General features: G+C 47.8%; 7 protein-coding genes. 1 reads left to right on the top strand and 6 read right to left on the bottom strand.

The annotated features are described in order from the left end of the window. Positions 1-18 precede the first annotated feature (18 nt). The 6 genes from lepB to CUS_RS09215 form a co-directional block, all read right to left on the bottom strand. Positions 19-606 (bottom strand): signal peptidase I, encoded by a 588-nt coding sequence (gene lepB, locus CUS_RS09240; protein ID WP_002849974.1) that lies wholly within the window; start codon positions 604-606, stop codon positions 19-21. After that, positions 599-790: a hypothetical protein gene (locus CUS_RS09235; RefSeq protein ID WP_002850038.1), complete on the bottom strand. Its 192-nt coding sequence runs from the start codon at positions 788-790 to the stop codon at positions 599-601. Before CUS_RS09235 ends, lepB begins: the two co-directional genes overlap by 8 nt. Before the next feature lie 460 nt (positions 791-1,250). Next, the gene (locus CUS_RS09230; protein WP_002850071.1) at positions 1,251-7,034 is read right to left on the bottom strand and encodes a DUF3320 domain-containing protein; all 5,784 of its coding nucleotides are present in this window, start codon (positions 7,032-7,034) and stop codon (positions 1,251-1,253) included. A gap of 154 nt (positions 7,035-7,188) precedes the next feature. Next, complete coding sequence (locus CUS_RS09225; protein WP_002849972.1) at positions 7,189-7,692, bottom strand: GNAT family N-acetyltransferase; 504 nt, start codon at positions 7,690-7,692, stop codon at positions 7,189-7,191. Then, positions 7,692-9,188 (bottom strand): sensor domain-containing diguanylate cyclase, encoded by a 1,497-nt coding sequence (locus tag CUS_RS09220; RefSeq protein WP_002850061.1) that lies wholly within the window; start codon positions 9,186-9,188, stop codon positions 7,692-7,694. The genes CUS_RS09225 and CUS_RS09220 overlap by 1 nt, the downstream gene beginning before the upstream one ends. A 34-nt stretch (positions 9,189-9,222) precedes the next feature. Then, positions 9,223-10,257, bottom strand: a complete 1,035-nt coding sequence (locus CUS_RS09215; protein WP_002850040.1) for an ABC transporter substrate-binding protein — start codon at positions 10,255-10,257, stop codon at positions 9,223-9,225. 371 nt (positions 10,258-10,628) lie between these two features. Between CUS_RS09215 and CUS_RS09210 the strand changes: the two genes are divergently transcribed. After that, complete coding sequence (locus tag CUS_RS09210; protein ID WP_002849889.1) at positions 10,629-12,026, top strand: TrkH family potassium uptake protein; 1,398 nt, start codon at positions 10,629-10,631, stop codon at positions 12,024-12,026. Positions 12,027-12,036: the final 10 nt, after the last annotated feature.

The raw sequence follows: 12,036 nt of genomic DNA, 5'->3' as shown, positions 1-12,036 counted from the left end.
CCATAATTTTGTTCGCGCTTAAACTCTGCCTGCGCGTCCAAAGGGGTACAATCTGAATATCACCCTGCCGATGATATATTCGTCTGCGATGCAGCCAACCGAAGTCGAACGACTGTCGATGGAAACTGCTCTGTGGTCGCCCATGACGAATACTCTGTTCTCAGGTACCTGATAAGGCAGTTCGATATCACATTCACCCTTTGCTTTTTCATTGAGGTAAGGTTCGTCAAGTTCCCTGCCGTTGACGAAAACATTGCCCTCGCCGTCAATGTCGATAACATCGCCCGCAACGCCTATAACACGTTTGAGCAGTATCTTGTTATTAAGATAGAACGCAACGATATCGCCGCTTTTGAAATCAGAACGCTTGCTGCATATTATCAGTTCATCATTCATCATCGTAGGGGTCATGCTGGTGCCCGTGACCCTTAATACAGGCAGGAACAGCACCGAAACTATGACCGCCACCGCCGCCACAACTGTCAGCGAAGACACGGTGCTGAGCATCGTCCTGCGGAAATTCTTGATATACCTTACCCTTTCCAGTTCGCGTTTTAGCTGTTCGGCAGATGGTATATCAGGTACTTTGCGCTTTTCGTCACTCATCACTTGCCTCGCTTTCCGCCGTTTCCACTTTCAGCCCGATGCTGAAAGCTGCGTTGGTCAGCTGGTCGATGCGTTTTTTCAGCTTGTCATTTTCTTCGCGCAGTTCATCAAGTTCTCTGCGCATATAATAGAGTATCTCTAAAAGCTCAGGTCTTTTCAGCCTGGCAAGTTCTTTATCAGTCATTGATCTTCTCCTGAAACTATTCTTATATATACCATAAAACAACAGTCGATAGACTGTCATTATCCACAAAATCTTTATTAATATTACTCCTTAAGTATACATTAATTCCTTTAATTTGTCAACCGCCATCAATTAATTAAATTATTTATCGTCAATTTCATCAAACAAAAATAAATTATTTTGATTAAACTTACAAAAAGAATCAAATAATAATCAGTTTAGAAATATTGCACATTCGCTAACATCCGTGCAAACTCCAACAAGTTGTATTGTTGATTAGTCACAAAAGTGTCACAACAGACTCACTCTTTGTGATGAAAAGCAGATTTACTTTACAGCATATTTGATAAATAAAGAGTGGAGGTCATATATAAAAGTCTTCTGCAACAATATATTCACACAATATATACATAAAAAGACCGCCCCTGTGAACACAGAAGCGGTCTGCTGAAGCGTATCATTATTCTACGTATGACACTTTGCCATCTTCGGCAAAAGTGAGTTTGCCGCGTTGTTTTGCGGAACGAATACCAAGCGATACAGCGTTCTCCACAGCGGGAGTGACGCGGGTAAAGCCAAACAGGTGCGCTGTTTCACGCAGCAGGTCATCGCGCTGAAGTGCGATCTGCCGTGAAAGTATGAGGATTATGCCGCTGCCAAGTTCTTCAGGCGGGATATCCTTGATATCGCGGCGGGACTCGGCAGTGCATCTTGCGCGGCATTTATCGTAAGCAGAGGGTTCCTGCGAGGTCAGCCAGATAAACTCGTTCTCGCCCGATGCGGTGGACTTATGCGGTACTGCGGAAAGTGCTTTCTCAAAAGCCGCTTTTGCAGCATTTGTCTGCCTTGAAATGCCCCACGCCGAAAGGACGCGCTTTTGCAGAACTTCCCTGCTGATGGGGGCTTCTGCGGTGAGAATGCTTTCAATACATGCGGCTATATTGTCTGCATTCGCTTCGGTGAACTGTTCGGGCGTGCCCTGAGTTTTCGGGATAAAAGGTACATATTCCTCACACTCATCAGCAAGCGCAGACTGTTCCTCACGCTCAAATTCAAGAGGTTCGGGCTTTTTCGGAGGTTCTTCCTCAACAGGAGCGGGGGCGTTTTTCGATGCTATAGCCTTGTCTATCTCAGCTATGATATTCTGAACACAGCGTTCTTTATCAGCCAGCCAGTCAAGCAGGTAAACGCTGGTAACGTTCCAACCAAGACCTTTCAGCACAGCAGGCTGGGATATAGTACGGTCGTAGGCAGTGCCGTTCTCAAAATAGCGGCGTCCACAGCAATTTACTCCAAGTATGTAGGTGTTGATATCATCGGGGTCAGCAACAGCCACATCTACCTTATGATCGGAACAGCCCACGCTGCACTTGACGGTATAGCCGCGCTTTTCAAGTTCGTCAGCCACAAGGCGCTCAAAACCATCTCCTACAGTGCCGCTGCCTGCGCGTACAGGCAGTGCCGTTCTGCCTTTAGCAGCAAATTCGAGGAAGCCTTTCAAACCGTCAACGCCTTCGGAACGGGTTCTGCTGAGGTCTATCATTTCGGGGGTGATGACTGAGTAGACCACCATTTTCTCCCTCGCGCGGGATATGGCAACGTTAAGTCTGCGCCAGCCGCCGTCGCGGTTGAGAGGACCGAAATTCATGCTGACTTTGCCCTCTTTATCGGGTCCGTATCCGATAGAGAAGAAGATTACATCACGCTCATCGCCCTGAACATTTTCCAGATTTTTGATAAGTATCGGCTCGTACATCTCATTAGCCCAGACTTCAAGCTGAGGTTCGGCGCGGAAAGCGTCTGCCAGAACATCGTCAACAAGGTTTTGCTGCGGCAGGCTGAATGTGACTACGCCGATCGAGTGCCTGCGCAGCTGAGGGTCACGCAGGCGGCGGCATATCTCCTCCACCACTGCTTCTGCTTCGGCGCGGTTAGTCTTGGTACTTCCCTTGTCGTAGAAGCCTTCGACATGCACCCAGCTGACCTCGCTTATCTGGTCATCGGGAGAGGGGAATGTATACAGCTTATTCTCGTAATACTTGGAATTTGAGTAAGCTATAAGGCTCTCATGGCGCGAACGGTAGTGCCAGAGCAGATGTTTCTGGGGCATAGACAGCGCAAGGCAGTCGTCAAGGACGCTTTCGAGGTCTTCCTTATCGTAGTTCTCTTCATCGACCTGATTGGTGGAGAAAAAGCTGGTCGGCGGCATCTGCTTAGGGTCACCCACAACTATGACATTTTCGCCGCGTGCAATAGCGCCGACTGCTTCACAGGTCGGCAGCTGGGAGGCTTCATCAAAGATGACGAGGTCGAATTTCGGGTAGGCGGGGTCGATATACTGCGCCACCGAGATAGGCGACATGAGCATTACAGGGCACATGCGGCGCAGCAGGTTGGGAATGCTGTCAAACAGCTTTCGTATGCTCATCATTCGCCCGCCGCTCTTGATAGCACGCTGTAGAATGCCGAGTTCGCTGCTTTTAGCACCCTCACCGGGAGCGGGTATCTTGGCAGAAAGTTCAGCTGCAAGTTCCTGTATAGTCAGCTTTTTGAAATTCTCGTGCGCATCATTCAGGCGGCGGACGGTGTCCTCAAACAGAGTGCCCGTGAAGCCCGAAAGCGCCTTGCTTGTTCGCATGGCGGCATTGACTTCCGCTTTGCTGATGCCGCATTCAAAGGCAGAAACCAAAGAATTGCTGTCAGCTTTTCCGTTCAGATAGGCTTCAGCTATGTTGGAAGCGCCGGCTTTTTCCAGTTTATCACAGAAACTCATGATAACAGCCCAGTCTTTCAGTCGCGGAAGTTCGGCAGTCAGTCCTGCAATGTTGCCGCGTATCTCTTCGAGGGTGCCATCGGTAAACGAAGCTGTGTCAAGTTTATATACTTGCTCCAGTTCTCCGACAGCTTTTGAGAACTCTGAGGTGTTCATCTTCTTGGCGATTTCGGACATTTCGGCTCCACTGCCGCTTGATGCCATCTTTATTAAAAGTGACGATTTTTGGGTATCAGCAAGCGCAGAAGACGTTATCAAGTCTTTTACCTTGTCAGATTTATTGAGCGATGCGCGAACGATTTTAGCATCTGTGCTCTCACCTGACCAGAGAGCACCAAAGAACTGTTCTGCGGCAGTTTTACCGTTATCTACCTGTGTTTTGAGTGAAGCACAGGCAGTCAGTTTGTCGTACCAATCGGATATGTTCTCTTTGGTGATTGAAGAAGCATTTTTGGCATGGGCTGAAAGTTCGCCCACAAGTCGTTTTGCGCCAAAAAACTTAGGTATGAACCACTTGCTGTTGACGGTTTTCCATTCGGTCTGTGCTTTGGTCGCATCATAGCTGAAAACGCTGTCGGTAAAGACTTCACTGAGTTCGCGTTTGCTGTTTTGCAGTTTTTCAACTGATCCAAGAGCCTGCAAAGCAGAAATCCTTGACATTTCAGCATCGGCGTTCCCTCTGATTACAGCAGGCAGGAAAAAGCCTTCGTCCGAAGAATGGAAAAGTATCTCGCTAAGGTTTGAAAGCTGTGAAAATGTCAGCTTTTCGCCTCCTATAACAGACGCTATTGCGACTTCATTGTGTGACAAGTTTTCAGCCTTGACGGATAATTCAGTGAGTTTTGCATGCAGTTCGTCAGCTGTAGATAAACCACATTCGGTCAGTTTCAGGAATTTCAGTGCGGTACTGCTGACATCACCAAACTGCCCGCCGATGTTCGCGAGGCTTTCGGTGAGTTCGCGCCACTGACGGAAGCTGTCAGCGTTCATGGAGTTGACCTGAGTGTCGGTAAAATCGATCATTCCGTCAAAAGCGCGTTTCTGTTCGTAACGGACAGCGGCATCATACATTGAAATGCCATAATTGCGGACTTTGTGTATCTCCTCCATAGTGCCGTTCAGTTCTTGCCTGAGGGCTTTGAGTTTTTCTGCCTGAGCCTGATACTCGGCGGGCTTTTTTATCCTGCCGACATTCAGCGTTTCGTTAAGCTGGTCTAGAACGGCGCGTTTCTGGGCTTTATTTGAATGCAGTTCGATACAGAAAGGTCCGAGCCCTATCTTATCAAGGCGCTTCTCTACCACCGAGAGTGCCGCCATCTTTTCTGCCACAAAAAGCACCGAACGACCGTGATACAGAGCATTTGCGATCATATTGGTGATGGTCTGGGACTTACCTGTTCCGGGCGGTCCGTGAAGTACGAAACTCTGCCCCTCGCCGGAAGCTACCACAGCCGCAAGCTGTGAAGAGTCTGCCGCAACGGGTACTGCAAGATCTGACGGTGAAATGTTGTCAAGTTCGATGGGCGATGCTGTGATATCGCTGCCCTCCCACTCTGTCTTGCCGGAGATAAGGCTGGCTACGACCTTGTTCTGCGCAAGTTCATCGGCGCGGTTGCGGATATCGTTCCACATTATGAACCTGTTAAAACTGAACTGACCAATGAATGCGTACTCTTCGATATCCCACCTTGACTTTGACATCACGCCCTTGCGTATATAGCTGAATATCAGCGGGATATCCACACCGCTCTCATCTTCGGGGACGGGGTCAAGCCCCTGAATATCGATGCCAAAGAACTGCCTGAGCATTTCCAGTAAGGTAATATTAACCTGTGTATCTTCATCGCGAACACGTATAGAGAAACTCTTATCCTGTACGCGGCGGGTAATGTCAACAGGCACAAGTACGAGCGGTGCATAGCGCGGCTTTTCACTGCGGTCGGTTTCGTACCAGCGCAGAAATCCCAGCGCCAGATATATAGTATTCACGCCGTTTTCTTCGATGCTGACCTTTGCAAGACGGTGGAGTTTTTTCATTGTCTTTTCGAGGTCACTCTCTTTTAAGAATGTACGCAGGCGCTTTGAATCAAACTCTTTAGCGGCGATATCAGCGATCAGTTCGCGCTGATTTTCGGTTTCGTAGATCTTGCTGTCAGAAACTTCAAGGGTCATGTCGTTTGGTATAGGCATTATCTTGAAACTCTCGTCTGCGGCTATCCTGTCTTCGAGCGCAGCAAGACTATCCACCATCAGCTGTACATTTGAAGCATTCGGGCGGAAATTCAACAGGCTGTTGCGCAGGCTGAGATCCAGCAGTTTTCTCTCCCAGACCATTTGTTTAGTGACCTCACGCGGGGCGGCGTTTGTTTCAATTTCACCAAAAGCTATCTCGCCCGGCGCAGAGGTGATTTCTTTTTTGTCGCGTACACCGTAGTCAACAGCGGTGAATACGCCGTTTTCGCTGACCCTTGCGGGTATTGGACGAATCCCGCCTGTGCGGGTGCGTGCAACATCAACGGCAAAGCAGAAGTCCTCTGCTTTGGACAGTTTGTCTGCGGCATGGGATTCTGCCGTGTCAAAATCCACCGATCTGCCGGCGGTGAAGTCGGTACATTCGATGATGCTTATCTCGTCAACGCCGCTTGCCATACGCTTAGTGAGGGCGGTGCGGTCATACTGCAAGCTGTCCGAAAAAGTATCTTCTTCGAGCCATGCCCCAGCCATCGCATGAGTGTTGGTGACGGTCAGCAGGCTGTGCAGACCTGCGGCTTCAAGGCAGGAACAGTACAGCACTGCAAGGTCAAGGCAGGTACCGCATTTACCTTCCATAACCACATCGGGCAGTCGTATACGCTGAGCTTCCTCATAGCTTGCGGGTGGGACGGTATACGCGATATTCTCCTGCTGGAGTGCGGCATAGATAGCACCCATCTGCTGTTTGACAACGTTAGGGTTGCGCGTCTGATAGCCTGTAAATGCGGGGTCACCGCACCATTTTTGCAGGTATAGGCTCGCGTTTGCCAGCACCCCCTGAACTGCGGGGTGGTTCGGTGTTATGAACGCGGCGGCTGTTTCAGGCATGAAGCTGATACCCGTCCACTGGTCGTAGGCGAGCAGTTCTAAATTTTTCAGTTCTCTGCCGACTACTGTTTCACCATCAGCGGTTCGCTGTATCGCTTCTATCCTGACATAGCCTGCCATTTTTTCGGTAAGTCCGAACAGGTAGTCGGGGCGAAGTATTATCTCAACAGGTGAGAATTCTGCGGGAGTATTTGGTGACAGGTCAACAGCGGCGCTCTCATATTCCTGCGCAAATTCGGGTTCAAAAGCTATACGCAGAAAAACATTTTTCAGCGGAGAGTCCGTAATATCAGTCACGATGATACTTCTGAACACAGGCACATAATTCTGCTGCATCGCGAAGTTTATCCGCGTAGTCACTGCGGCATCAAATTTAACTTTGTTTTCCATAATGCACTCCTCTCATGGGATAGTGATCTAATCTGAATTTAAGGCAGATCGCTATAGTTAATATTATACCATCATCTTATCATCATGTCAATCAGATACAAGAAAAACGGCGCACTTCAGGAGTACGCCGCGTTGTTTTGCTTATATGGTGTAATTACGTTTCTTCGAGTTCTTTTTTTAGCGACTCGTTTTCCATTCTGAGTTTTTTTATGTACTGGGTTATCAGTGACTTTTCCATAACAGACATGTTCATATCCATAAAACCCAGCCTGTCGTACAACTTATACGCGGGGATATCGGGCATTGTCTTAAGCATGAAATTTACGTTTTCATCGGGAAACATTGCAAACAGCTGCTTTATCGCAGCAGTGCCTATACCTTTCCTCTGGCATTTCTTCTCAACGGCGATATCATCGATATAAATGGTGATGCCGCCCATCAGTGACGGTATTTCCTGCACAGTCATAAAACCTGCTGTTTTACCGTTTGTTTCAATACAGAAAGCATAGCGTTCGCGGCTTTCGATAAAGCCTTTGAAATAGCTTTCATAGTGATACAATGACTGCATCACTGCTGATGTGCCAAAAGCGCTGAATCCTATCTGCGTACATTTCTCGATATCATATTTGGTCATTTCTCTCAGGATAACATTGTACATTACTTGCCGCTTCCTTTCGCGTACCAGCCGTGACCATCTCTGCCGCGTTCTTTGACATCGTAGAGGGCGGAGTCAGCGAGTGACTTAAGTTCCTCAAAATCGCGGGAATTTTCGGGACAAACAGCACCGCCGCAGCTGCAGCTGACATGGTAGTGGTCATCTTCGGGGCAGTTAGCAGGTCGTATATCGTGCGCCCGTCTGTTGAGTTCGACCATTTTTTCTTCTGCTTCCGCTCTGTCCGCGCCTTTTTGGAAAACAAGGAATTCGTCACCGCCGTAGCGGGCTATCAGGCTGTTTTCACCGAAGACATCTTTTAACAGCGCCGCAAATTCTTTCAGTACCTTATCGCCCGCATCATGACCGTACTTATCATTCACAGTCTTGAAGTAGTCGATATCTATGAATATCATCACGCCGTCATCTCTGCCGATATGTGCCAGCTGTGTCTGGGCTGCCATATCGAACGCGCGGCGGTTCATGACCTCAGTGAGAGGGTCATGAATGGAGAGATTTTCCAGTATCTCCTTGTCGGCTTCATCGCGCTTATGGCTCATGACGAACATTATAAATGTCGCCAGCAGCAGCAGAGTGGTGAAAACTATTACAATGGTACGGAACTTCATCATTGCCGATGACATGGCACTGCTGGGTATCCTTACGACCAGCTTCCAGCCGTGCATAGACGGGATATCCGCAAAGACCTGCGTATAACCTGTCTGACCGCTTTTATAGACAAGTGCCGCGCCGTCTTCGCCGTCTGACATTTTTTGCTTCCAGTCGAGGTAATCATCGCGGTCGCTTTCATTTATGTTCTTTTCAAAAGTAAGTCCGGCGTTAGCCCAACTGCCGACAGCGTACTTATCTTTGCCTGCACACTGTATCAGGTTATCGCTTTCGGCATTCATCAGCCATATCTCTGTTTCATCGGCAAGAGTTTCAGTGTAGGCGATGTTCTGTATCTCTTTAAGGGGATAAGTCATAAACAGCTTGCCTTTTTTATTGCCGCCGTAGGTGATGTTTGCAAATAACGTGAACACCGGCTGACCCGTCAGACCAGAACGGTAAGGCGGAGATATCGAAACAGGGTCTGCCTGCTTTGATATCTCCAGCAGATCCCACTTTTCAAACTCTTCAAGTTCGCTGTCAGAGGCATAGATCCGCTTCTGCATATCGACAAAACCCATGCTTATATAGGCTTCACCTTTGAGGAAGCGTGTCTGACCGTAAACGTTGTCGAAATCCTTAAGTTCCTGAGCGGTGAGCATTGCTGCCATATTTTCAGCCGAAGAGGTCATATAGCTTATTGAATTGTTCATCTTCTCAGCAACAAGGTCGCAGATCTGCGTTGTAAGCGTTTTATCATGCTCTTTCATCAGCTTGTTGACACATATCATCATGACCGTGAAGCCTATACTGCACACGATCAGATAGATCATCATCAGCCTGAAGAAAGAACCGCCCTGCTGAAGTTGTTCAGCACTGTTTTTCTCTTTCATATATATCAATTCCCTGTCAGAAATGCAGACATTTTCAGCTATGGCTAAGTATCTCCTGTATCTCGGCTGTCTGCATATTGTTCCTGTTGACTACCACTACACCTGTATCAACGAATTTTTCATTGAAATGCTTGCCTGCGGTCAGCGAAAGTGCCGTTTCGACACCTGTGTGTACCATGTGATACTGCCTTTGAAGTATGGTAGAAGCGGTGTATTCATCGCTCTGTATAAGTTCAGCGACTTCTTGCGAATAGTCAAAGCTGACCAGCACTACATCGTTCAGACCACGCTTTTTTATCTCTTTGGCAAAGCCCTTGCCCGAACCGTTATTGGTTCCGAAAACGCCCTTGATATCAGGTTCTTCGTCAAAAAGTTCTGCGGCACAGGTGACGGCTTTTTCGTAGTCACCGTCATTACACTTGATATCAGGAACAATTACCCAGTCTACGGGGGCATTTCTTGTCCAGTACTGCAAAAAGCCTGCAAGACGTTCGTTTATGCTAAGTGAAGTCTGCGCGCCCACCTGAATGCCGACCTTAAGCGGGTCGGCAAGACTGTTGCCGCTGTTTTTCAGCTGTTTGAGCATCTCTTTTGCCGCCAGCTGACCCGCCATCAGGTTATCGGTCATATAGCATATATCATAATTCTCGGTGTTTGCCGTTGTATCGATAAGCACGACTTTTACACCAGCGTCATGTACCTCATCTATCTTTGGTGCAAGTTCAACGGCATCATTCGGGGCTAAAAGCACAGCATCGGCACCTGCTTCAACAGCTTCGTCCAGCAGTCTTTCCTGCGATCTCCAGTCAGATTCGGCGTTGCTGCCGCTGTAATACATATTGCAGCCGAATTCCTCTGCGGCATCTTCTGCACCGTCTATAATGACCTGCCAATAACTGCTCCCCAGATTTTTGACTATAAGGTAGATATCCTTCCTGCCGGAAACAGTATCACCGACTGCCTTGAAAGGCGGTGCAGGTTCAACGGCAGGTTTCTTTTGTGGCTGCTGACATCCTGTCAGCCCCGCAGTGATATTCAGGCAAAGCACCGCCGCTACAAGTCTTTTCACACCGTCACCCTCTTCCGATAATCACGGACTATGCTGCAATAATTCACACGCACTGACACTGACATACGTTTAAACAGCATCAAAGTGTAAATAATCACCAAAAACTTAATATTTACCAGTTTTTATTATATCACACTATTAGATTGATTACAAGTCTTATACAATAAATTTTTATTTTTAATTATGTTAAAAAGCAGAAATCATTTTTACGATATTCAGCGGAAATGCTGAGATATGCTGTTTTACACCTATCAGTATTGTTAATGGAATATTCATTAAAGGTAATAGTCTATCCATAAATATATGTTAGAATATATAAGTTATATACTGCCCTTCTGTGGGCAAAAAGACAAAATGTAAGGAAAGATAACATGGGTATTTTTAAACCAAAAGACGGGGACGAAGGTGCTATCCCGCGCTTTATCGAGCACAGCATCCTTAAAAAGATGTCCTTCACACAATTTCTGATGTTCGGTTATTCTGTAGTGATACTGGTAGGTGCGGTGATCCTCTGCCTGCCCATAAGCTGTTCGGAGCGGCACTATACTCCGCTGCATCACTGTGTTTTCACCACGACTTCCGCACTGAGCGGTACAGGTCTTACTCTGTATGACACATACAGCTATTGGTCGCTTTTCGGGCAGATAATCATACTTATAATAATACAGATAGGCGGCATCGGTTTCATGAGCATCGGGCTTTTCGCGCTGAGTTTCATGGGAAAGAAGATAGGTCTTAAGCAGCGCGCCACCATGCGTGAGTCGATAGGCAGTGTTTCCAGCGGCGGCGTTGTCAAAATGACTCGCTTTATACTCAAAGGCACTGCGCTTTTCGAGAGCATCGGCACAGTCCTGCTGTGTTTCTGGTTCGTACCACGAATGGGCTGGGGCATGGGCATTTACTTTGCGCTGTTCCACTCGATATCTGCATTCTGTACTGCGGGAATGGATCTGATGGGCTATTTCGAGCCGGGAAGTTCACTTATAACCGCTAATGACAGTGTTCTGCTGAACCTGCCGATAATCGCACTGCTGATAATCGGCGGCATCGGCTTTTTCACATGGAGCGATATTGTGACACACAAGCAGCATGTGAAGAAATACTCGGCACAGACCAAGATAATACTGGTGGTCACTGTGCTTTTCTACCTGCTGGGCATGCTTGACATGGGTCTGCTGGAATGGAGAAATCCCGAAACCATGAAGGACATGGGCGTTGGCGGCAAGATAGTCGCGTCGTCGATGCTGGTGACTTCGGGGCGTGATGCGGGCTTTGCTTCGGTGAATGTTGCAGGGCTGCGTCAGACTTCGATAATGCTGCTGATATGCTTCATGTTCATCGGCGGTTCTCCGGGATCAACTGCCTGCGGTATCAAGGTAACTACCTTTGCAGTAATGATGATGACGATTTCGACAGTATTCCGTAAAAAGAAGAGCGTTGAATTCTTTGGGCGGCGCGTTGACGACACTACTGTGCGCAACGCTTGCTGCATCACCACACTTTATCTGACACTGGTGATAGTTTCTGCCATGATAATCACAGGCGTTGACGGTCTTGAACTGACACCTGTGGTCTTTGAACTGGTCAGCGCCATAAGTTCGACAGGACTTTCGATGGGTATAACCACTTCCCTGTCTGACCTTTCGATATTCATTGTGATAGTTATAATGTTCTTCGGAAGAATAGGCGGCATATCGTTCATAGTTTCGCTGCACAACAATTACGCATCGAACAAGAGCCAGCTGCCTGAAGAGAAGATAATGCTGTGATATATCAGAG

Origin of the sequence: Hominimerdicola alba 8 (assembly GCF_000178155.2) — a bacterium.
Taxonomy (GTDB): Bacteria; Bacillota; Clostridia; order Oscillospirales; family Ruminococcaceae; genus Hominimerdicola; species Hominimerdicola alba_C.
The sequence above is the reverse complement of the archived record's forward strand: the minus strand, read 5'-3'. Positions and strand labels throughout refer to the sequence as shown.